Source organism: Rhodococcus sp. NPDC056743 (assembly GCF_042790355.1).
Classification (GTDB): domain Bacteria; phylum Actinomycetota; class Actinomycetes; order Mycobacteriales; family Mycobacteriaceae; genus Rhodococcus_F.
On record NZ_JBHTZI010000005.1, the window covers coordinates 58,389 to 80,697 of the forward strand.

Genomic DNA, 22,309 nt, shown 5'->3' on the forward strand with positions numbered 1-22,309 from the left:
ATGCTATTCTCATTTTTATGGTCCTCGCGAACGGTTCGTCGCCACAGGTGCTTGCCAGCCTGAAAACCTTCACCTCCGACTTCGGACTGGCCTCGTTTCAGCCGACACCGGAGCGCTCGCTGATGCGGGCCGATCTCACCGACAAGCTGCGGTCACACGCGGGCCAGGCCTCCTTGGGTGTGCTGATGACCGTTGCCGATTATGTGACCTCCGACCCCGCCTTGGTGGCCTGCCGACCCGATTGGACTGCAACCCAGGATCTCTCGCTACATTCCGCCGGTCCACTGACCGAGGGACCGATCGTCGTCGACAGTAGGCTTGTGCGCATCGGCAAAAAGACGATCATCGTTTCTGCCGATGTCTACGACGGCCACGGCCGCACGGACCTCCGCGAGTTGGCCGCGGCGATCGACTCGGGCAGCGGACCAACCCTGGCCGCTCGTGGTCTCGTCACTTTCGCCCGGATTCCTCGTTCGGCCGCGGGCGACGCGGATTCGTATACCCCGGACCAGTGGATCGGCACACTCAGAGAGCATCCGACCCAAGCGGTCGAGGGAACGATCTACTCCCGACTCGGAATGCGCGTCATCGATGCTTCAGCGGGCGTTCTCGAACTCGACCTCACACCGTTTGTGGTCAATCAGATCGGCACGATCATGGGTGGCGCGCAAGCACTGCTCGTGGAATCGGCAGCCCAGGCTATGCGCCCCGAACTGGTTGCAACAGACATGCAGATGCACTACCTGTCACAAGTCCGCACAGGACCTGCGCGATCCCATGGCACGGTGATCCGCGACGCTTCGGATCACGCCGTGCTGAGCATCCAATTGGTAGACGCCAGTGCGGATGACCGACTGCTGGCATTGGCAACAGTGACTCTCCACAAACCGCTACTCACGCAGCCCAACTATCCAGAATGACACTGACCGCGTGATTCAAGCGAAGAGCGTCGCCGCCCCAGTCGGGCACTATCGCATCGTCCGCGACCTCTCCGCTGAGCAAGCGATCCGCGAAACCCACTGACGGCGGAGCCGGTTCCATCACCGAACCGCCACGAAGACGGAATTCGAATTGCTGCTCGCCGCGCGCTGTAATTGTGAATTCATCGCGGTGCAACGCCCGATGACACGTGCCGCACAACATGATCAGGTTGTCCAGGTCAGTCTTCCCACCAGCGCGCCAGAACCGAACATGATGAGCGTGCAGGAATCGAGTTCGTCCACATCCTGGTGTGCGGCAACACCCGTCGCGGTACATGAGCGCCATCACTTGCTTTGCGCTGGTGATGCGAGTGCGCCGACCAAGACTGAGCATGCATTTCTGCTTGGTGCTTGCTGCCCGCACCCGTGCATCACACAACACTTCGTCGGCGTCAGCGTCCTCGAGCGCGGGCCCACCGGGCACTCGCATAACCTTGTCCTCGCGTAGAAACACCACTTCGGCTGGGCGGCTACGCTTACCGGCATCCTTTGCTACCGAGACGATGTCAGCCATAGCCACCAGCGCCGGTCCGATATCGCGTGGCGGGCGTTTTTGTGGCTCTTCAGACTCTTCAGATTCGTCACCGGTGCGCGTGCGGTCCCGCTCCGCATTTGCCAAGGCCGCCAATACTTTTGCGCCGTCTTGGGCTGAGAGACGTCCCCGGAAAACGAAGTCGCCGGTGTCCGGATCCCAGTGCCATCGGGTTTCGAATCTGTCCAGCTTCGGCTTACCCTGATCATCGCTCGTTGCCTTGCGCAATCCGGCAACAAGACGGTCGATCTGACCAGCCGGAGCGCTCGTACCAAGACGCACCATCTGTTCGTCGTTGAGTGGTGTGGCAACGCGCGTCAAAGATCGCACTTTGGAATAGGACAAACGGCCTTCTTCGAACGCAGCACGCATGCTCGGCAATGTGGTGAGAGCTTTTGCAACCCGGACATATTCGCGCCCGGTGTGTTGGCTCAGCCCACACTTCCACGAAAGCCAATGGGCGCAGGAATGCAGGCCTGGCCCCGTCCAGCCGCGAGACTCGTCGAACCGCGCCACCAAAGTAAGGAATCTGGCCGTTGCCGCAGCAATATGCCCGGCAAGTGAGCAGATTTCGGTACCGAGTCGATCGACCGTGTCCCTGTCTGTTTCCGTCATGATGTTCCCCCACCCTACGAATGTGCGTCGACCCTAACCGCAGGTACCGACAGGTTTGCCGAAAAACGTCCCCGCGGGGACGTTTCGACCCGAGGCCCCGCCCTTCTCACTCACCAAGACTGTCGAAATTCGAACGCACTCAACCTGTTAGAACAGTTGAGTGAAGCTAGGTATGTTGACCGCGGCCCTACCGATGCTCAACCTCGAGGAAATTGCCACGTGGCCGAGCGCCGGGCGGCAGTTCTACGAAGCTGCTCACCTGCCGGTCGAGACTTTCGGGTCCCGTGAGGCGGACAAGACCTGGGACCTCCTGGCGCGGCATGATCTGTCGATTTCCGCCCTCGCGTACTACGAGAACAACCTTCACCCCGACCCGGTTCGCCGCGAGGTTATCAGAACCCACCTGAAGTGTGTGATCGACACGGCGTCGGCGCTGGGTGTGCCGTACGTGGGAACGTTCATCGGCCGTGACTGGACACGGACAGTCGCCCAGAACATGGCCGACGGCTACCCGGCCAACCTCGCCTACTCTCCTGAACTTTGGGAGTGGATGTTCGATTTGGGTCTCTATTTGAACTGGGATCCTTCGCATTTGGTGTGGCAGGGCATCGATCCACTGACGACTATCGCGCCGTATGCGCACCGGATCGTGCACGCACAAGCCAAGGACGTCGAGATCCGGCAAGACCGACTCAACCGGTATGGGATCTTCGGCAAAGCTGCTCGCGAGAACCCCTGGGATGCCGGCTGGTGGCGATACCGAGTCCCCGGACGGGGGCAAATCGATTGGAGCCCCATCGTCGAGGCTTTGTACGAGCACGGCTTCACCGGAACGCTGTCCGTGGAACATTAGGATCCCGTCTGGCGCGGTGGAGAAGAGCGCATCAAAACGGGGTTGAAGATCGCCGAGACCACTCTGCGACCGCTACTCGTCTTGTAACAGACCACTGAGCCGTAACACCCCTGAGCCGTATCACCCCTGAGCCGTATCACCCCTACCGAGAAGAGAAACACCTTGCCTGACAATATTTTCCGCGACAACGACTGGTGGCGCAGCGCCGCGATCTACCAGGTATACATCCGCAGCTTCGCCGACGGAAATGGTGACGGCGTCGGCGACATCGCCGGAATCCGAAATCGCTTGAGTTATCTGGCAGAGTTGGGTGTCGACGCCATCTGGGTCAATCCGTGGTACCCGTCGCCGATGGAGGACGCGGGCTACGACATCTCCGACTACCGCAGCATCGAACCGTCTTTCGGAACGATGGAGCAGGCCGAGGCCATGATCACCGAAGCTCATGATCTCGGCATGCGCGTCATCCTCGATCTGGTACCCAATCACGTCTCCGAGGCCCACCCATGGTTCCAGGAAGCCTTGCTCGCACAGCCCGGATCGCCTGAACGCGACCGGTTCCACTTCCGCCCCGGCAAAGGCGCGGCCGGCGACGAGGCCCCGAACGACTGGGTCAGTTCCTTCGGCGGTCCCGCGTGGACGCGAATCAAGGATTCGGACGGCAATCCAGGTGAGTGGTACCTACACCTGTTCACTCCGGGGCAGCCGGATGTGAACTGGCGCAACGACGATATCCGCGGCGACTTCGAGACCACGTTGCGGTTCTGGTTCGACCGCGGTGTCGACGGATTCCGCATCGACGTCGCTCAATCACTGTGCAAGGACGCGGATCTGCCCGACCTGAACGGGCTGACATATCCCACGCCGATCCCCGCCGACGGCTCCGAACCGGTGGAGCATCCGCACTTCGACCGCGACGAGGTGCATGACATCTACCGTTCGTGGCGGGCGGTGGCCGACAGTTACGACCCGCCGCGCGTTTTTGTCGCCGAAGCCTGGGTGGGCAACCCCGCACGCCTCACTCGTTACCTGCGCCCGGACGAACTCCACAGTGCGTTCAACTTCAACTTCCTGCTCGCACCGTGGAACGGATCGACTCTGCGCAGCGTCATCGACACGACGATCACGTCGCATGCTGCGGTCAATGCTTCTCCCACCTGGGTGCTGTCCAACCACGACGGCGTCCGCCATCTGTCGAAATACGCGAGGCCGCAAACAGATTCGCGTACGTGGTTCCTGAGTCAGATCCGCGACATCCCGGGCGACTTCGAACTCGGCGAGCGCCGGGCGCGTGCAGCGGCGATGCTGATGCTTGCTCTCCCCGGCGGTGTCTACATCTATCAGGGCGAAGAACTCGGCCTCGCCGAGGTGGAGAACATCCCGGACGATCAGTTGCAGGATCCGATCTGGGAACGCACGGGGCACCGCGAACGTGGCCGCGACGGCTGCCGTGTGCCACTACCGTGGTCGGGCGACACCGCGCCGTACGGGTTCAGCCCCGCGAACGCCAATCAAGCGCCCTGGCTGCCGCAGCCCCAGGGCTGGGGTGAGCGCACAGTGGAGTTCCAGACGGGCAATGCCGACTCCACTCTCGAGCTGTACCGCAGTGCTCTGGCCCTACGGCGCAGTCTGTCGGCGCTGGCCACCGAGCCGCTGACCTGGATGAGCGGTGACAACGATCAGGTTCTGGACTTCCGGCGCGGCAGTACGCTGCGCGTCGTCGTGAACATCTCCTCGGAATCGATCCCGCTTCCCGACGGAGAGGTTCTGCTTGCCAGTGGTCCGCTCCCCGGCAACGGCACGATCCCCGCCGACACGGCCGTCTGGCAAGGTGTCCCGTGTGCAACTACTCCTGATCCGACATGCGCTCCCTGAACTGGCAGAGGTCACCGAGGGTCGTGCTGATCCTGCGCTGACCGACGAGGGCCACGCCCAGGCACACCGACTGCCTGCGGCGTTGGCCCCGTACCGGATCACGGGACTGTTCAGTAGCCCCCAGAAGCGGGCCCTGGAAACCGCGGCACCCGTATCGGACGTTCTGGGACTACCGATCACCGAGCACGCCGGGCTGGCCGAGTACGACGCCGAGCAATCGCACTACATCCCGATGCACCAGGTGTTGGAGCGAGCACCGCAAACCTACGAACGCATCAAAGCCGGTTGGTTACCCGAATCGGTCGACGCCGACGCATTCCGGGTGCGTGTCCTCGCAGCGATCGACGACATCGTCGCCGCTACAGATAACGACGCCACCGTTGCGGTGTTCTGCCACGGCGGCGTCGTCAATATCGTTCTGCAGGAGCTACTCGGCCTGGAGCGTCCGCTGACGTTCCCGATCGAATACGTCTCCGTCACTCGTGTTCTCGTGTCCCGCAACGGCAACCGTCGGGTTGCGTCGGTCAACGAAACCGGTCACGTTCGAAACATGTTGCGCGTCTAGCTCATCTCACACGTTGTGGCACGCCACCTGGTGTCCGCCGTCGACGAGTCGTAGCTCCGGAACTTCCTCGGCGCAGCGATCCGTGGCGAGCGGGCACCGGGTGCGGAAGCGGCAACCACTCGGCGGGTTCAGCGGCGACGGAAGTTCGATGACCTTCTGTTCGACGTTCTGCGCCGCGGTGACTGTTGCATCGGGATCGGGGATCGAAGACAGCAGCAACTGCGTGTACGGATGCAGCGCACGGTTCTGCATGTCTTCTGCGGGAACGATTTCGCAGATGCGACCCAAGTACATGATCATCACTCGGTCGCTGATGTTCTTCACAACGGCCATGTTGTGCGCGATGAACAGCAGTGACAGTCCGTGCCGCTTCTTGGCATCCTCGAGGAGGTTGAGGATCTGCGCCTGCACCGAGACGTCGAGGCTGGAGACGGGTTCGTCGCAGATCAGCACCTTGGGGTCGAGCATCAAAGCTCGTGCAATGCAGACACGCTGACACTGACCACCCGAGAGCTCGCGGGGTGTGCGGTCCCAGACCATATCGGGGTCGAGGCCGACCTCGGCGAGGACGGCGCGGGCGCGGGCCTCGATCGCTGCCTTGTCCTCACCGCCCCAGATCGACGGTCCTTCGGTCACGAGCGCCTTGACCTTGCGGCGCGGGTTGAGTGAGGAGATCGGATCCTGGAAGATCATCTGAAGCTGAGTGCGGCTGCGACGCAACTCTTCCGAGTCCAGGGCCGTCATCTCCACGTCGCCGAGGCGAATGGAACCCGATGTCGGGGACGGCAACTGCATGATGGCTCGCCCGGCGGTGGACTTACCGCAGCCGGATTCACCGACCACACCGAGGGTTTCACCCGCAGCGACGGTGAAGCTGATTCCGGAGACGGCATGAACTGTCTGACCCTTGCCGACGTTGAACTCGACAACAAGATCTTCGACGGTCAATGCGTCGTCGAGCGTCAACGGCTTCTTGGTATCGATTGCTGCAGTCATCAGACCATCTCCTTCACTGCGAGCGAGAGGCCCGCTGCGGTCTTGCCGGCCTTCTCGTTGGCTACCAATGCCGCTGTGCCCTCAGGGGTGTCGACGGGGAAATGGCACGCAAACGAGTGGCCGTCGGACGTGTTGTCGCCCGGTCCGCCGAGTGCGAGTGCCGGGTCGCCGGTCAGGCAGTCGTCTTGGGCATATCTGCAGCGAGCTGCAAAGCGGCAACCGGTCATCGGCTTCGTCATGTCCGGCAGTCCGCCCGGAATGGTTTGCAGCACCGTGTGCGTCGGTGATTCGAGTCGCGGAATCGCGGCCATCAGCGCTTCGGTGTACGGGTGCCGTGGACGTGAGAAAAGCTCTTCCGTCGCCGAGGTTTCCACGACGGAACCGGCGTACATGACGGCGACGCGATCGGACCGTCCCGACACCACGCCCAGGTCGTGACTGATGAGGATCACGGCCATGTTCAGCTTGTCGTTCAGTGATGCGAGCAGATCCAGGATCTGCTTCTGCACCGTCACATCCAGCGCCGTGGTCGGCTCGTCCGCGATCAGCAGCTTCGGCTCGCAGGCCAGTGCCATCGCGATCACCACTCGCTGGCGCATACCGCCGGACAGTTCGTGGGGGTACTGGTCGAGGCGGCGCTTGGGCTCCGGGATTCCCACCATCGACAGCAGTTCCGCGGCGCGGTCGCGGGCCGCGTCCTTCTTGAGGCCGAGATGGAACTTCAAGGATTCGGTGATGTGCGTGCCGATGCGCTTGAACGGGTTGAGCGAGGTCATCGGGTCCTGGAAGACCATGGCGATCTCCGGGCCCCAGAAGTGCTTCATCTCGGACTTTTTCATCGTCGACATGTCGCGGCCGGCAAACGTGACCGTTCCGGTGATGTCGAGAGCCGGCCCCTTCTGGAGCAAGCCCATGATGGTGCGGCCGAGAACCGACTTGCCGGAACCCGATTCGCCGACGATGCCGAGAGTTTCACCCTCGGAAACGTGGATCGAGACACCGTCGACGGCCCGCAGTTTTCCCCGGGGAGTCGCGAATACGGTTCGGATGTTGTCCGCTTGCAGCAGCGGTACGCCATTTGTCACTGAAGTGGTCACAGCTTGCTCCGATACTTCTCACCGATGAGGTTGAACGAGAACACCGTCAGGAAGAGGAAGACGCCGGGCACCAGAACGATGAACGGGTGCTTCTCCACGATGCCGCCCTGGCCTTCTGCGATCATGTTGCCCCACGTGGGATCCGGCTGTGCGATACCGAGTCCGAGGAAGCTGAGCGAGGCCTCCGCGACGATCAGGCCGGACACGGCAACGAGGCCGAGTGCCGCGACGGGAACAAGAACGTTGGGTACCAACTCTCGCCAGATGACGCGCCATTTGGTGGCACCCATCGCCCGGGCAGCGAGGACGAACTCGCGTTGGGCGACCACTATCGTATTGGCTCTTGCTATTCGAACCATGCTGGGAATGCAGAGGATCGACAGTGCCAGCGTGATGTTGCGCAGGTTCGACGTGAGGACGGCAGCAAGTGCGATCAGCAGAACCAGAGACGGAATTGCGAGCAACGAGTTGGTGAGGATCCCGACCACGGCATCGACCTTGCCCCGGAAGTATCCGGCCATGACGCCGATCGTGCCGCCGATGACGATACCGATGAGCACCGCGCAGATTGCGACGGTCAGCGAGGCACGCGCTCCGTAGAGCGCGCGGGCCAGGAGATCGAGACCGAAGTTGTTGGTACCGAGCGGATGCTCCGAAAGCAGGCTGGGAGGCGCGAAGCCGGGCTCGGCCAAAGTCTTGACCGTGTCCTTGTACTCACCGAGCGGCAGGAGCGGCGCGATGATCGCCGCAACAACCAGCGCTACCAGCCAGATGCAGGCCAGCCAGTACGACAGGTCGAATTGGCTACCCCACTTGGCGATACCGACCTTCCCCAGTCCCTTGAACAGGAACACCAGGGAGGCCAGGCCGATGACGATACGAACCATCATCATGATGCCGGACCCGAAGAGGGCTGTGCCGAGCAGAGCGATACCGACGACGGTCAGGATCGTGCCGATCAGGACCAGATTCTTCGGCTTCTCCAGCGTTTCTATCGGACCGGGGGCCAGCAGGACGGTCTGCTGCCGATATGTCATCACCTCGGACGGGGCCGGCGACGGGGCCGCTCCGTCGGGCGTCACTTCAGACATGGACACGACGACTCCTCGGGTCAAGATAGGTGTACAGAACGTCGATCGCACTGTTGACGACCACGTAGATGACGGCGATCACGACCACCGCACCCAACAGCATCGGCGAATCGCCTTGTTGTGCAGCCCGAACGATGAGTGTGCCCATTCCGGGCAGTGAGAACAGCGTCTCGACGATGACGGTACTGCCGATCATGCCGCCGAGCGCCAGACCCATCATGGTGATGAGCGAGAACGACGACGGCCGCAGTGCGTCACTGAACAGGACACGCAGCGTGGGCATGCCCTTGGCCTTCGAGGCGAGGATGTAATCCTCACGCAGGGTAGTCACGAGGTCGCTACGCAGCACGCGGGTGAACATCGCCATCTCGAGAAGGCTGATAGTGATTGCGGGAAGTATTGCGTGCGACAGGTTTCCGGAGATGCTGTCACCGATACGCACCCACTGCGAGCGGGGGAACCAGCCGAGCCAGTTGACCGTCACCATGATCAGGAGCAAACCGGCCAGGAAGCTCGGAATCGACAGAACACCGAACGTTGCAGCGCTGATGACGCGGTCGATGACGCCACCCTCGTGATGGGCCGACCACAGTGCAAGCGGAACAGCGACAACAAGCGCGATGACAAGACCCATCACTGCAAGCTGAACGCTGACCGGCAGAGCCGAACCGATTGCCGTGAGGACTTCCTGCTGCGGCGGAACCAGCGAGGTACCGAGATCACCGGTCAGGGCGCTCGTCAGCCAGTCCCAATAACGAACCAGGAGTGGATCGTTGAGTCCGAGCTGCTGACGCATTTCCTCGTACTCGGCGGGGGAACGACCCTCACCCAATACCGCGACCGCCGGGTCACCGGGGATCAACGACGCCAGCACGAAGGTTCCGAAACTGACGATGAGGAGCACAATGACGAGCTGGCCCAACTTCTTACCGATTGCGCCGATGTTCATAGCTTTCGTCTCCTTCGGGCAGCCAACTCGCACTTCACAGCAATTCCTCGTATCTCATTCGTCTCTGTCAAACGTGTCCGGCCCCGCGAGGCCGGACACGTTCAGTTCGAGTCAGGACTTCCAAACGCTGTCGAACAGCATGATTCCGTCGATGCTCTGCTTCAGACCGTGAACGTTCTGGTTCCACACGTCCAGCGTCGGGACGTTGCCCCAGACGATCCACGGCACCGTCTCGGTGGCGCGTTCCTGAATCTTGGCGAGAACAGCCGTCTTGTCCTCGTCGTTGGTGGCAACACCGAGCTGATCGAGCAGGACGTCCATTTCGGCGTCGGCGTAGTTGGTGACGTTGTTACGGCCGCCGGACTTGATGCCCGTGTAGAGGCGCTCGAACGGGTCGGCCTCGGACAGCGAACCAGCTGCTGTGCTCATGTCGTAGTCATTGTCGACGTACATACGCTTGACCAGATCTCCTGCACCGGTGACGTACTCGATCTGCGCGTCGAATCCGACGGCGTTGAGCATGGCCTGTACGCCGAGAGCTGTTGCCTGCGCGGACGGCTCCTGGATGGAGAGGAAAGTGACCTTACCGTCGTAGCCGTCGGCCTTGGCCTGATCGAGCAGTTCCTTGGCCTTGGCCGGATCCACACCGGTCGGCGCGACGTCGTTGTGCCAGCGCGAGGTGTCCTGGAAGATCTCCTGGCCGGGCAGGCCCTTGCCGTTGTTGACGCGGGTGTTGAGCGTCTCGGGGTCGATGGCCAATGCCATTGCCTGACGAACGCGCAGATCCGAACCGGGGCGACCTTCGGCCATGTTGACGTTTGCGATGTAGCCGAGCGACGGGATGTCGATGAAGCCCGGGTTGCCGTTCTCGATCAGATCGAGGATCGGGGTGAGCGTGCGCATGTAGGCCGCGTCGATGCCACCGGTCTTGAGAGCCTCGGAAGTGGGCTGAGCTCCGACGATGCTGATGAGCTTGAGCTTGTCGACCTTCGGCGCACCGCCGAAGTAGTCGGAGCGGGCAGCGAGCAGGAGTTCCTCGTTGGGAGCAAAACGCTCGAGCGTGAATGCGCCTGCGCCGATAGGCGTGAACTGATCACCCTGCTGCGCGGCCGGAGCGACGATCATGCCGGGGCCGGTGGAGAGCATCGACTGGATACCGGTCCACGGATCGACGAGGTTGAAGACAACCGTCGACGCGTCCGGGGTATCCATCGAGGCAACCTTGGCTGCCCACAGGCTCGACTGCGCTGCCTTGTTGTTGACGTAACGGTTGATGCTGTCGACAACTGCCTTGGAATCGAGCGTCGTTCCGTCGCTGAACTTGACGCCGTCACGGAGCTTCAGCGTCCACGTCTTGCTGTCCGAACTCGGCTCGAGGGACTGCGCCAACTGGGGCACAAACGTCTTCTCGATGGGGTCGTATCGCATCAGCACGTCGTAGATCGCGCTGAGCTCACTGCCACCTGTTGCGCCGGCAACCTGGATTTTCGCCGGATCGAGCGATGTCACCGCGGAATAGCCACTGAACGTCAGCGTGCCACCGGTGGTCGGGGTGCCGGGATCGGCCTGTTCGTTGACCATTCCGATCTTGAGCGCGGAACCCGACTCGACGGATTCACCGCCGCCGCTCGAGCCGTTGTCGGCACACGACGCCAGAAACATACTTGCGGTGATCGCCAGTGTGACCGCAGCTAGTCTGCGATGTCCACGGCGGGAACTACGACTCATTCTGATGCCTCCAAGGCAGGAAAAACTGTGACTTCTTGTTGAACAAGAAACAGTGTGTGATGCGACGCACAGAATGGTTCAAGCGAGTCCCGCTCAGTGGAATTTGTTAAGTTGCGGTCCTCAACGGTTAAGTCAATAGGCCCTGGCCTGCACATTTCGTCAAATCAAAGAGACCTATCGGTCTAGTCTCGAGCTAGTCCCGATCTAGGGTGGCTTCCTCCAGATCGAGCTCACGCAGTACCTTCCGTAGGACCTCGTCGTCGATGCGGCCGCCGTCGCGTTCGGCAATGAATACCGTCCGCTCGGCGTCGATCATCTCGAGACGCAAAGCCCGGAATGCCGCTGACGGACTCTCCCCCAGATCGTCGTCGCTACGCCCGAGCCGTTCCCACGCCGAGTTGGCTCGGTGCGTGTTCCAGGTCCGCAGGATGTCCGCGGCTCGGCCTCGCACCGCGGGCACGCCGCCATCCTGCTCCCCAACCAGCTCGTCCAATCGCGCCGCCGCTGCCCGCGCCGCCTTGTCCTGCGCCGCCGCCTCCGCTCTCGCGTCGGACTGCGCTTCGGACCCCTGAACACCGAGCGTGCGGATCACCCACGGCAGCGAAAGACCGTGCAAGAGCAACGTTCCGACCACGACGACAAAAGTCAGGAACAGGATCAGGGAACGCCCCGGGAACTCCTCACCGCTGTTCACCGTCAAGGGAATGGCAAAAGCCGCTGCCAGCGACACGACTCCGCGCATACCGGCCCACGACACGACAAATACCGATCGAACCGAAACATCCGGTTCCCGCGCCCGGATCCGCGGCGACAACCACCGTGGCAGGTACGTGAACGGAAAGACCCACGCAATCCTCACCACTACAACAGTCGCGAGCACCGCGATGGACGCCCACACCACCATCGACGTGTTGTACCCCTGCAATCCGCTCACAACACTGGGCAATTGGAGCCCGATCAACAAGAACACAAACGACTCCAGGATGAGGTCGACGGCCTTCCACACCGCCGTATCCTGCAGGCGTGTCGCATAACTCGCCCGAGTGGAACGCTGCCCCAGGAACAGTCCGGCAACCACCACGGCAATGACGCCAGACGCGTGAATCTCCTCCGCAGCCAAGTAGGTGAAGAACGGCACCACCAAGCCGATTGCGCTCTCCATCACCGGATCACGAAGTTTGCCACGCACTTTGGAGATCACGAACCCCACCGCCAGCCCGATCGCCGTTCCGCCGAGCGCGGCAACGACAAAAGTCTCGAAACCACTGGCCAATGTCGCGCCCGTGCCCACAGCGGCCGCCAAAGCCACCTTGTATGCCGTCAAGGCGGTGGCGTCGTTGAGCAGACTCTCGCCGCCCAGGAGAGTCATGATCCGACGCGGCAGCCCGAGTCTGCGTCCGATTGCGCTCGCCGACACCGCATCCGGCGGTGCCACAATCGCACCGAGAACCAATGCAGCGGCAACCGAGAACTCCGGCACGATCAGATATGCGACCAAACCGACCGCGGCCGTCGTCGCAAGGGGCAAGCCCACCGCGAGGAAACCGATGGGGCGCAGGTTCGATCGCAATGCCAGATATGAACTGTCCAACGCCGCCGAGTACAGCAGCGGCGGTAGCACCACGAACAGAACAAGATCCGGATCGAGCTCGAGATCAGGTACGCCAGGTATCTGACACGCGATCAACCCGAAGACCACCAGCATCAACGGCGACGACAATCCGAATCGACGCGCAACCGCTGCGACCAGCAAAGCCGCTACAACAACCCCCAGTAATATGCCGTTCACTCTGGCAGCATGCAGGATCGGCGGCCACCGTGCACTATGGATAGTGATGAAAAAGATCCTGAAGCGCGTCGCCTCCCGCACACCGGCACCCGAACCGGCGGCAAGCGGTTGCGAAGAATTGGCTGAAACGCCCGAAACCGACCCGGCTGCTTTAACTCCCGGAGTCTGCCAAGGATGCGCCGAACTGGGCGAGGACAACTGGTCACATCTACGAATCTGCCTCACCTGCGGCCACGTCGGATGCTGCGATTCCAGCCCGCACCAACACGCCACCACCCACTATCGCGCGACCGGACACCCCGTCATGCGCTCCCATGAACCCGGAGAGTCCTGGCGCTGGTGCTACGTCCACGATCTGATGGGCTAGATACCCCGAAATACACCGAAGCAAAATACACCGAAGCCGGAGATGCAGTGCGCAGCTCCGGCTTCGGTTTTTCCGTATTCAGTTATTCAGATTCCGTCAGTTGGTCTTCCACGCCTCGTCGAAGAACATGATGCCGTCCATGCTCTGCTGGACGCCGTGAACGTTCTTGCCCCACACGCCAAGCCACGGCGTGTTTCCGAGGATCTGCCACGGCACAACCTCAGTGGCGCGTGCCTGGATCTTGGCAAGAACCTCCTTCTTCGCGTCGTCAGACGTCGCGACACCCAACTCGTCGAGCAGCGTATCCATCTGAGCGTCCGAGAAGCTTGTTGCGTTGTTGCGGCCGCCGGTCTTGAGGTTCGAGTACAGACGCTCGAACGGATCGGCTTCCGGAAGGTTGGCGGAACCAGTCGACATGTCGAAGTCGCGGTCGACGTACAAACGCTTGACGACGTCGGAAACCGAGTTGACGTACTCGATCTGGAAGTCGAAGCCAACGGCGTTGGCCATGGACTGCAGTGCGAGAGCCATCGCCTGAGCCGAGTTCTCCTGCAGGGTCAGGTACGTGATCTTGCCGTCGAAACCGTCGGCCTTTGCCTCGTCGAGAAGCTGCTTGGCCTTGGCCGGGTCGACGCCGATCGGAGCCTCGTCGTTGTGCCAGCGCGAGCTGTCCTGGAAGATGACCTGCCCCGGAAGACCCTTGCCTTCGTTGAGTCGGTTGTCGAGTGCAACGGGATCCGTGGCCAGCGCCAGTGCCTGACGCACCCGGACGTCGGCACCCGGGCGACCCGGAGCCGTGTTGATCAGGGACAAGTAGGACAGCGACGGAATGTCGACGAAACCTGGGTAGCCCGAGTCGATGAGATCGAGCACGTTCGGAAGTGATCGCATGTACGTGGCATCTGCGCCGCCGCTCTTGAGCGACTCACTCGTGGCCTGCGAACCGACAATGCTGATCATGCGCAACTTGTCCAGGTTCGGGGCGCCGGCGAAGTAATCCTCACGCGCGTCGAGAATCAGTTCCTCGTTGGGAGCGAACTTCTCGAGTGTGAACGCACCTGCACCGATCGGCGTGAACTGATCACCCTGCTGAGCGCTCGGCGCAACGATCATGCCGGGGCCGGTAGCGAGCAGCGACTCGATACCCGTCCACGGGTCGACAAGATTGAAGACAACCGTCGACGCGTCCGGCGTGTCGACCGACGCAACCTTCGACGCGTACAGGCTGGACTGCGGTCCCTTGTTGGTGACGTACCGAGCCAAGCTCGACGACACGGCAGCGGAGTCGACCGGCGTGCCGTCACTGAACTTCACACCATCGCGCAGCTTGAGCGTCCAGGTCTTGAAATCCGAGCTCGGCTCCATCGAGTTGGCGAGCTTCGGAACGAACTTCTGCGACGTCGGGTCGTAACGAAGCAGGGTGTCGTAGATCGCCCCGAGCTCCGAGCCGGCCACCGAGCCGGCAATCTGCGTCTTCGACGGATCGAGGCTCGTCACGGCGGAATATCCGCTGAACGTCAGCGTTCCACCCTTGACCGGATCACCCTCGTTGGACTGCACGTTGACGGCACCGATCGAGAGAGCCGAGCCGGACTCCGGCGCGTCGCCGCCGTCCGCTCCACTGTCGGCACACGAGGACAAGAACAAACCGGCGGAAACAGCCAGGGCGACTGCTGCGACCTTTCGACTGCCGCGCCTAGAACTGCGACTCATTTACGAACCTCCAGATCGGACTACAACTGTGATGTGATGCGAAGCTGTCACAGTTTGTGACCTAAGGCACAAGTATTAATTTTTAGTCCCACTCAGTGGAAAGTCGGTGGCCAAGGCCTATGCGCCTTTCCGGCAGCGAGGGTGCTACCAGAAAGGCGCACTGGGGCTACTTCTTCCAGACCTCGTCGAAGAGCAGGATCCCGTCGATACTCGGCTGAAGTCCGTGCACGTTCTGATTCCACACATCCAGAGCCGGTCCGGTGCCCCACACCTGCCACGGCAGGGTCTCGTTGGCACGTTCCTGAATCTTCACGAGGACGGCCTTCTTGTCGTCGTCGCTGATCGCAACACCCAACTCGTCGAGCAACTGATCCATTTCAGCGTCCGAGTAGCCCGTGGTGTTGTTACGCCCCCCGGTCTTGAGGCCCGTGTAGAGACGCTCGGAAGGGTCTGCCTCGGTGAGGTTGAGAGCCGCAGTAGCCATGTCGTAATCGCGATCGGCATACATCCGCTTGACCAGGTCACCGACGTTGTTGACGTTCTCGATCTGGACGTCGAACCCGACAGCATTGAGCATGGCCTGCACAGCGAGCGCCGTGGCCTGCGCCGACGGCTCCTGCATCGTGAGGTAACTGATCTTGCCGTCGTAACCGTCGGCCTTCGCCTGATCGAGCAGTTCCTTCGCCTTGGCCGGATCGACGCCGATCGGAGCAACATCGTTGTGCCAGCGCGACGTGTCCTGGAAGATCACCTGACCCGGCAGACCCTTACCGTCGTTGGCACGGACATCCAAAGTCGACGGATCGACGGCGTACGTCATCGCTTGGCGCACACGCAGATCCGCTCCGGGCCGACCCGGAGCCATATTGACGTTTGCGATGTAGCCGAGCGAGGGAATGTCGATGAAGCCCGGGTTGCCGTTCTCGATCAGATCGAGGATCGGCCCCAACGTGCGTATGTACGCCGCATCGATACCGCCGGACTTCAGGGCCTCGGAAGTGGGCTGCGCACCGAGAATGCTGACCATCTTGAGTTTGTCGACATTCGGCGCGCCGCCGTAGTAGTCAGTACGAGCAGCGAGCAGCATTTCCTCGTTGGGAGCAAACTTCTCGAGCGTGAACGCACCGGCACCGATCGGCGTGAACTGATCACCCTGCTGCGCTGCCGGAGCAACGATCATGCCGGGGCCGGTCGAGAGCATCGGCTCGATACCCGTCCACGGATCAACCAGATTGAAGACAACCGTCGTTGCGTCCGGCGCATCCATCGAGGCGACCTTGTCGATCCACAATCCCGACTGCGGCCCCTTGTTCGTCATGTAGCGGTTGATACTCGCAGTAACGGCTTGCGCATCGAAAGGTGTTCCGTCACTGAATGTCACGCCGTCACGCAGCTTCAACGTCCACGTGGTGCTTTTGTCATTCGGCTCGAGCGACTGCGCCAACTGGGGCACAAACGTCTGCTCGATGGGGTCGTATCGCATCAGCACGTCGTAGATTGCACTGAGCTCGCTGCCGCCGGTGGAGCCCGATACCTGAGCCTTGGCCGGATCGAGTGTCGTCACCGGTGAATAGCCACTGAACGTGAGGGTGCCCCCCTTGGTGGGCGAGCCTGGATCGGCCTGCTCGTTCACCATTCCGATCTTCAACGACGACCCGGAATCGGCCGACTCTCCCCCGCCACCGCCCCCGTTGTCGTCATTTCCGGCACATGAGGCAAGGAACAAACTTGCGGAGATAGCCAGCGCGGCAACTGCCACGCCGCGACTACCTGATCGGGAATTGCGGCTCATCGAAACCTCCAGGTCGGTCGTACAACTGCGGTGTGATGCGAAGTTCTCACAGTTTGTGACCTGAGACACAGTGTTTCGCAAAATAGCCTAAGCTGCGCAAAACGACGGGGGAAACGCATGAGACTGAAGCACATGGGACTGAACCGCATGGGACTCATCAGGGACATCGGCAGTTGGCGACGCGGTGCAAAGCTACAACGACGCCTACGCGACCTCACCGGGACGCTGGTGGTTGTCACCGGAGCAGGCAGTGGCATCGGCCGCGAGACCGCGCTCGCTTTTGCCGCCGAGGGCGCAATCCTCGTCGTGTGCGACGTCAACCTCGAAAGCGCCCAGGACACAGCCGCACTCATCAACTCACCCGCGAGCGTCGGTGGAGCCCAAGCAGTCTTCGGCGGCGGTGCGCACGCGTATCACGTGGACGTGGCCGACGAGCAAGCCATGACTCGATTCGCGGAAACCGTCGCCGCACACCACGGAGTACCCGACATCGTGGTCAACAATGCCGGTATCGGCTTCTCGGGAACCTTCGCAGACACCACACAGCGACAGTTCGAGCGAGTCATGGACATCAACTTCTGGGGAGTTGTGTACGGCTGCCGCGCCTTCTCGCCGATGATGATCAAACGCGGCTCCGGCGGACACATCGTCAACCTCTCGTCCGCCGCGGCATACACACCGCAGAAAGCACTGACCGCATACTCGACCAGCAAAGCGGCGGTGTTCATGCTCTCCGATTGCCTACGTGCAGAACTACTTCCGCATGGAATCGGTGTCAGTACCATCTGCCCCGGCATTGTCGATACCAACATCGTCAAGACCACCGAGTTCGCCGGAACCACTGCAGCGGAACAACTTCGAAATCAAACCAAGGCGGACAACTTCTACCGTCGCCGAAACTTCACACCCGACCGGGTGGCAAGCGCCATCGTCAAGGCGGTGCGAACCAACAAGGCAATTGTGCCCGTCACCCCCGAAGCGAAACTCGGGTACCGGCTCAGCCGGTTCTACCCGAGTTCCATGCGCGTCGGAGCACGCGTCAATGCTCTGTGAGAAATCAGCTTCCGAATGAGATACTTCCCGTGAATCCTTGTCGTACGTCGTCTTTCGTGCGGGGAAGAACTTCATAAGTGTCCGCATACTGCCCACTGAAGCCAGTGACGGTGATGGGTCGACCAACCAGAATAGATGCCGGGTCGATACCCGCCTGGGTGTTCACGAAGATGACAGTGTTTCCTCCTGCTCCCGACACCAAAATCTTGTGTCCGTACGGCAGATCATCGACGACGGGCGCGCTGACGATGCCGGATACCGTGACAAGGCGCCCCTCGCTACTCTCACCGATAGCGCTGAGCGGCAACCGCTCCGGCCGTACCGCCGGGGCGGAACCGAGACGCGTGACCGCGCTCGGCCGAATGACAAGCAGGCCCTCCTGATCTGCGAGGACACCGCTGACCTCAACCCGATCACCAACAGATACGGCCGAATTGTCGGGATCACTGACATAGATGCCCGAATTGCCGCTCTGGAGACCAAATCCCTTGTCGTAAAAGCTGGATTCGAAATCCCCGGACGATGTAGTCGCGGTTCCCGACACCGTAACCTCGGTGCCGATATGCCACGAGCGGGCGACTTGAATCGAATCGACCGTTACCACCGACGGTGTTGACCCTGGCAAGGGTTCGGCAACTGCAGGTGCGCTGGCAAATATTGCTACTCCCACGGCACCTGCAGCCATCCAAGTCAGAACGCGAACATGATTCATCGGCAAATCTCCCATAAGTAGTGAACAGCCGGCAATGGTCTTGCCGCTGACAATACTGAGCTATGGGCAAATGTGAAGCAACCGCACGAAGGGGTCAGGACCCCGAGCTACCGCTGGACCCCAGGGATCCCGTTCCACCGCCGAGGTCCTCGAGTGGATCACTGCCCTCGAATCCGGGAGTGAAGATGTAGGCGTCGGACGTAGTCGTCAGAGACGTGCCTGCCGTGGCAGGTGTTTTTGCACGCCAGTTGACGATCGGATTCAGAACGCCGAACGGGCCGCAACCACTCGCCTTCGGAATGGCAAAATCTTCGGCAACGTTCTCGATGCCGAGGAACTTCACCGCCGTGTCAATTCCCTCAAACTCCGGCGATTCGCCCGGATTCGCGTTCTTCAGACGGAAATTCACCGGTTCCGTCTCGGACCCCAGGTAGCAGTTACTTCCCAGGAAGGCGTTGTTGATCTTCATCTTGACGGGCAGACTGATGTCGAAATCCATCAGGTCACCGTTGAACGATGGAGCCGCGACCGCCTTCACCTCAGCCGTGACACCCGCCAACCCGAACAGATTGTTGAACGGCAGATCGATACCGAGCACCCCGCCCGGCACTGTCATGGGCTTGGCATACAAACCGTTGTGCCCATCAGCGCGAGGAGTGAAGACTGCGCCGTCAGCGGTCTCATCCAAGGCTGACGTGATGATCATGTCCCCAGCCTTGATCGGCAGGTTGAATCCGTTGTTGTCGAACGTTCCATTCAGGACGTCGACCGTCAAACATACCTGCGCACCGACGGTGTCGTTACACACCGCAGCGCCGGGAATCGGCGGCAGGGCCTCCTGCGCCGATACCATCGGTGCCGCCAGGGCAAGTACGGTGCCGGCACTACCGGCTACGACTGCGACGCGGACACCGAATCGCTTTGCCCGCGAACTCTTTACTGAATTCTGCACTACATTATCCTTTGGAATTGTGGAACTTCAGCCACAGATGCGGCCAATCTGCCAGGTCGACAGAAGAATTGAGACGCGAAGGTGGCGAGTGAAGACATCGCCACCTTCGCGTTGACCGTGCGGCCTACTAAGAGCCCGAGCTACCGCTCGACCCGAGTGAGCCCGTTCCGCCACCGAGATCGTCGAGCGGATCACTGCCGTCGATACCACCCGGGTACAGGTATGCCGTCGACACGGTATTGAGCGAGGTCCCCGAAGTTGCGGGCGTCTTGGCTCGCCAATTGACGATCGGATTCAACACACCGAACGGGCCACAACCACTGGCAGCCGGAATAGCGAAGTCGGTTGTCGCGCTCTTGACGGGGCTGACCTTCAACGAACCGGACGGCAATACCTCGAAAGCCGGGCTGGAGTCTGCCGTAGGCGTGAGATGGAAGTTCACCGGCGCTGCCTCGGATCCCAAATAGCAGTTGTTGCCCAGGAAGGCGTTGTTGATCTTCATCCGAACCGGCAGGCTGATGTCCATGTTGGTGATCAGATCGTTGAAAACAGGCACGTCCACCGCCTGCACCTCAGCGGTGACCGCCGCCAACCCGAACAGATTGTTGAACGGCAGATCGATACCGAGCACTCCGCCTGGCACTGTCATCGGCTTGGCGTAAACACCGAAATGACCGTCGTCGCGTGGCAGGAGGACGGTACTCACGCCTTCCCCCGAACCGGCTTCCGCGGCGATGATCATGTCGCCGTCACCGATGGGCAGGTTGAAGCCGTTGTTTTCGAAAGTCCCGCTGTTGACCACGACGGACACACAAGATTCGGCGGTCGCCGGACAAACCGCAGCGCCGGGAATCGACTCGGCAACGGGGTCAGCTGACGCCATCGGCGCCGCCATTGCCAGAACGGTGCCGGCAGTTCCGGCGATTACTGCTGCGCGAACGCCCAGGCGGCGAGCGCGTGAATTCTTGCGAGAGTTGTGCACTGAGACTCCTTCGAATGGTGTGGGAGTGACAGTCGCTGCTTGTGTAATCGACTGCCGGAACCAAACGCAGTGGAGTGTTCTTACTCACAAGTAACAACCTGGACAGATGTATATCACACAGTTTCGAGTCGAAAACAGCCCCAAGGAAATTTCCTTAAAATGGACGATTTATCCGATACGGTGTGTCACACTCAGGGGCGATGAACACCAAACACCTGATTGTGTGCCTTGCCGCGAGCGGCCTGCTCCTCAGTGCCTGCAGCGACGAATCAGCTACCGAGACAATGAGTTCGACAACGAGCGTCGCGTCGTCGAGTGCCGCGGCATCGACGACGACGCCCCCAGTGGCTGCTCCGACCTCGACATCAGCGGTTGAAGCGCCACAGCCCAGCACTCTCGAGCCCAGCGCACTCGCATCGGCGCCGGCACTGCCGAGTGCGCCTCCGGCAGCTGTCGAAGCAAATACACCGATCGACGCACGCTCACCGGACGAAATTGTTGCCGGAGCCGGTGAACGGGGCCAGCGTTACCTCGCAGCACTGCGACTGGCGGGAATCCCGCCGAGCGGCATGGACTCCGCCGAGATCCTCTACGCCGACGGTACCTGCAACGCCATCGCCCAGGGCATGCCGCGATCCGAGGTACTCGCAGAGTTCAAGGCAGTTGGCGACGTCTACGCCCAGATCACACCGATGACGTCACCGCGAATCGCCGAAATCTATGTGGAGACAGCAGAAAACACGTACTGCTGATATCAGGCTTTACCGGCCAGCCAGTTGTGCAGCCACGACGTAGCGGTTGTGCCCGAACCGTCGACCACGTAACGGGTGTAGTCGGTATGGACCTGCGATCCGTAGAAATCGACCAACTGATCGACACGTCGGCTGTTGGCGCCGGGATCAAGTTGCGCCATGAGCGCGGGAAGTCCACCCGCAGTGATCAAGTCGCGGACGATCACAGCTGCTTCGTCGCGCAACGTGAGAGCCGTCGCCGGCGTGGGATCGGAAACCTGTGCCATGAATCCGGCCAGACGCATCACAAAATCGTCTTCGGGCGTCGAGCAGTACAGATCGCCCGCAGCACAGAGAGTGACGGTATCGGCGGACAGCCAACCGAATCCGCCGATGCGAGCACCACTGGCGCCGTTTCCGCCAACCCAGGGACCGACCAACGCATCGGACTCGGATCGACGCGGATCGGACAGCAGACCGACGCCGGCAACACGATTGGGCGGAACGACACCGATGCCTGTCCCGATTTCGGCGGCGAGGTCTCCGGCCGCATCGGCGCCCTGGCTGTACCCGACTATCGCGAATCGAGTGTCACCGCACGATGCCGCCATCGCCCCGATCATGCCGCGCGCGTTGTCGACGGCCTGCTTCTTCGATCTGGCATAAACATTTGATTCCCACGGAAAAGCGGTAGCCGAGTACGTGACGTAGTCGGTTCGTACCGACGACGGGAGACCACTGGTGACCGGTGCGAGCATGCCCGCACCGGGCGAAGCGCCTGACGGCTCCCACGTTCCCGGAATCGCCACGACATACAGTTCGGGGCAGGGCGCTGCGGATGCCGTCGGTGCGCCGACGGCCTGCACTACACCGGCGGCCGCAACAACCGACAACATCGCAACAAAGCGCTTCGCGCCCATCAAACACCCCATATCCA

At 61.4% G+C, this 22,309-nt stretch carries 20 protein-coding genes; 7 read left to right on the forward strand and 13 right to left on the reverse strand.

What is annotated here, in order from left to right; all coding sequences use genetic code 11:
• Window positions 1-17 precede the first annotated feature (17 nt).
• A complete protein-coding gene (locus ACFRFQ_RS12520) occupies window positions 18-920 on the forward strand; it encodes a hypothetical protein (RefSeq protein ID WP_378657602.1) in 903 nt (300 codons plus the stop codon).
• Here ACFRFQ_RS12520 and ACFRFQ_RS12525 read toward each other — a convergent pair.
• Entirely contained in the window at window positions 895-2,127 is a 1,233-nt protein-coding gene (locus ACFRFQ_RS12525) for an HNH endonuclease (RefSeq protein WP_378657605.1), read from the reverse strand. The two genes, ACFRFQ_RS12520 and ACFRFQ_RS12525, sit on opposite strands and share 26 nt — an antisense overlap.
• A 160-nt stretch (window positions 2,128-2,287) precedes the next feature.
• Between ACFRFQ_RS12525 and ACFRFQ_RS12530 the strand changes: the two genes are divergently transcribed.
• From ACFRFQ_RS12530 to ACFRFQ_RS12540, 3 genes are all read left to right on the forward strand, one after another.
• The gene (locus ACFRFQ_RS12530) at window positions 2,288-2,980 is read left to right on the forward strand and encodes a sugar phosphate isomerase/epimerase family protein (protein ID WP_378657608.1); all 693 of its coding nucleotides are present in this window, start codon (window positions 2,288-2,290) and stop codon (window positions 2,978-2,980) included.
• 162 nt (window positions 2,981-3,142) lie between these two features.
• Entirely contained in the window at window positions 3,143-4,855 is a 1,713-nt protein-coding gene (locus tag ACFRFQ_RS12535; RefSeq protein WP_378657611.1) for a glycoside hydrolase family 13 protein, read from the forward strand.
• Window positions 4,821-5,420 (forward strand): histidine phosphatase family protein, encoded by a 600-nt coding sequence (locus ACFRFQ_RS12540; RefSeq protein WP_378657614.1) that lies wholly within the window; start codon window positions 4,821-4,823, stop codon window positions 5,418-5,420. Before ACFRFQ_RS12535 ends, ACFRFQ_RS12540 begins: the two co-directional genes overlap by 35 nt.
• A 6-nt stretch (window positions 5,421-5,426) precedes the next feature.
• On the opposite strand, the gene ACFRFQ_RS12545 is transcribed toward ACFRFQ_RS12540, so the two are convergent.
• The 6 genes from ACFRFQ_RS12545 to ACFRFQ_RS12570 all read right to left on the reverse strand — a co-directional run bounded on the left by ACFRFQ_RS12545 (window position 5,427) and on the right by ACFRFQ_RS12570 (window position 13,070).
• Complete coding sequence (locus ACFRFQ_RS12545) at window positions 5,427-6,416, reverse strand: ABC transporter ATP-binding protein (RefSeq protein ID WP_378657616.1); 990 nt, start codon at window positions 6,414-6,416, stop codon at window positions 5,427-5,429.
• Window positions 6,416-7,513, reverse strand: a complete 1,098-nt coding sequence (locus tag ACFRFQ_RS12550) for an ABC transporter ATP-binding protein (protein ID WP_378657618.1) — start codon at window positions 7,511-7,513, stop codon at window positions 6,416-6,418. Before ACFRFQ_RS12550 ends, ACFRFQ_RS12545 begins: the two co-directional genes overlap by 1 nt.
• On the reverse strand, window positions 7,510-8,604 hold the full coding sequence (locus ACFRFQ_RS12555; protein ID WP_378657621.1) for an ABC transporter permease: 1,095 nt from the start codon (window positions 8,602-8,604) through the stop codon (window positions 7,510-7,512). The genes ACFRFQ_RS12550 and ACFRFQ_RS12555 overlap by 4 nt, the downstream gene beginning before the upstream one ends.
• Window positions 8,597-9,553 carry an ABC transporter permease gene (locus tag ACFRFQ_RS12560; protein WP_378657624.1) on the reverse strand — a complete coding sequence of 319 codons (957 nt, stop codon included), beginning with the start codon at window positions 9,551-9,553 and terminating at the stop codon, window positions 8,597-8,599. The genes ACFRFQ_RS12555 and ACFRFQ_RS12560 overlap by 8 nt, the downstream gene beginning before the upstream one ends.
• 111 nt (window positions 9,554-9,664) lie before the next feature.
• On the reverse strand, window positions 9,665-11,281 hold the full coding sequence (locus ACFRFQ_RS12565; RefSeq protein ID WP_378657627.1) for an ABC transporter substrate-binding protein: 1,617 nt from the start codon (window positions 11,279-11,281) through the stop codon (window positions 9,665-9,667).
• Window positions 11,282-11,474: 193 nt separating this feature from the next.
• Window positions 11,475-13,070 (reverse strand): Na+/H+ antiporter, encoded by a 1,596-nt coding sequence (locus tag ACFRFQ_RS12570; RefSeq protein WP_378657630.1) that lies wholly within the window; start codon window positions 13,068-13,070, stop codon window positions 11,475-11,477.
• Window positions 13,071-13,116: 46 nt separating this feature from the next.
• Here ACFRFQ_RS12570 and ACFRFQ_RS12575 point away from each other — a divergent pair, with 46 nt between their 5' ends.
• Window positions 13,117-13,437 (forward strand): UBP-type zinc finger domain-containing protein, encoded by a 321-nt coding sequence (locus ACFRFQ_RS12575; protein WP_378657632.1) that lies wholly within the window; start codon window positions 13,117-13,119, stop codon window positions 13,435-13,437.
• 96 nt (window positions 13,438-13,533) lie between these two features.
• Here ACFRFQ_RS12575 and ACFRFQ_RS12580 read toward each other — a convergent pair whose 3' ends face one another.
• Entirely contained in the window at window positions 13,534-15,150 is a 1,617-nt protein-coding gene (locus tag ACFRFQ_RS12580; protein WP_378657636.1) for an ABC transporter substrate-binding protein, read from the reverse strand.
• A gap of 166 nt (window positions 15,151-15,316) precedes the next feature.
• Window positions 15,317-16,942 (reverse strand): ABC transporter substrate-binding protein, encoded by a 1,626-nt coding sequence (locus ACFRFQ_RS12585; protein ID WP_378657639.1) that lies wholly within the window; start codon window positions 16,940-16,942, stop codon window positions 15,317-15,319.
• A 147-nt stretch (window positions 16,943-17,089) separates the two neighbouring features.
• On the opposite strand from ACFRFQ_RS12585, the gene ACFRFQ_RS12590 reads away from it, so the two are divergent.
• Window positions 17,090-17,995 (forward strand): SDR family NAD(P)-dependent oxidoreductase, encoded by a 906-nt coding sequence (locus ACFRFQ_RS12590; protein ID WP_378658560.1) that lies wholly within the window; start codon window positions 17,090-17,092, stop codon window positions 17,993-17,995.
• A gap of 4 nt (window positions 17,996-17,999) precedes the next feature.
• On the opposite strand, the gene ACFRFQ_RS12595 is transcribed toward ACFRFQ_RS12590, so the two are convergent.
• The 3 genes from ACFRFQ_RS12595 to ACFRFQ_RS12605 form a co-directional block, all read right to left on the reverse strand.
• Window positions 18,000-18,707: a hypothetical protein gene (locus ACFRFQ_RS12595; protein ID WP_378657642.1), complete on the reverse strand. Its 708-nt coding sequence runs from the start codon at window positions 18,705-18,707 to the stop codon at window positions 18,000-18,002.
• Between the two features lie 94 nt (window positions 18,708-18,801).
• Entirely contained in the window at window positions 18,802-19,659 is an 858-nt protein-coding gene (locus ACFRFQ_RS12600; RefSeq protein WP_378657644.1) for a hypothetical protein, read from the reverse strand.
• A gap of 127 nt (window positions 19,660-19,786) precedes the next feature.
• The gene (locus tag ACFRFQ_RS12605) at window positions 19,787-20,641 is read right to left on the reverse strand and encodes a hypothetical protein (RefSeq protein WP_378657647.1); all 855 of its coding nucleotides are present in this window, start codon (window positions 20,639-20,641) and stop codon (window positions 19,787-19,789) included.
• 200 nt (window positions 20,642-20,841) lie between these two features.
• On the opposite strand from ACFRFQ_RS12605, the gene ACFRFQ_RS12610 reads away from it, so the two are divergent.
• Window positions 20,842-21,393 carry a DUF732 domain-containing protein gene (locus tag ACFRFQ_RS12610; RefSeq protein ID WP_378657650.1) on the forward strand — a complete coding sequence of 184 codons (552 nt, stop codon included), beginning with the start codon at window positions 20,842-20,844 and terminating at the stop codon, window positions 21,391-21,393.
• A gap of 2 nt (window positions 21,394-21,395) precedes the next feature.
• Here the strand turns inward: ACFRFQ_RS12610 and ACFRFQ_RS12615 are convergent, their stop codons facing one another.
• A complete protein-coding gene (locus ACFRFQ_RS12615; RefSeq protein WP_378657653.1) occupies window positions 21,396-22,292 on the reverse strand; it encodes a cutinase family protein in 897 nt (298 codons plus the stop codon).
• Between the last annotated feature and the right edge of the window lie 17 nt (window positions 22,293-22,309).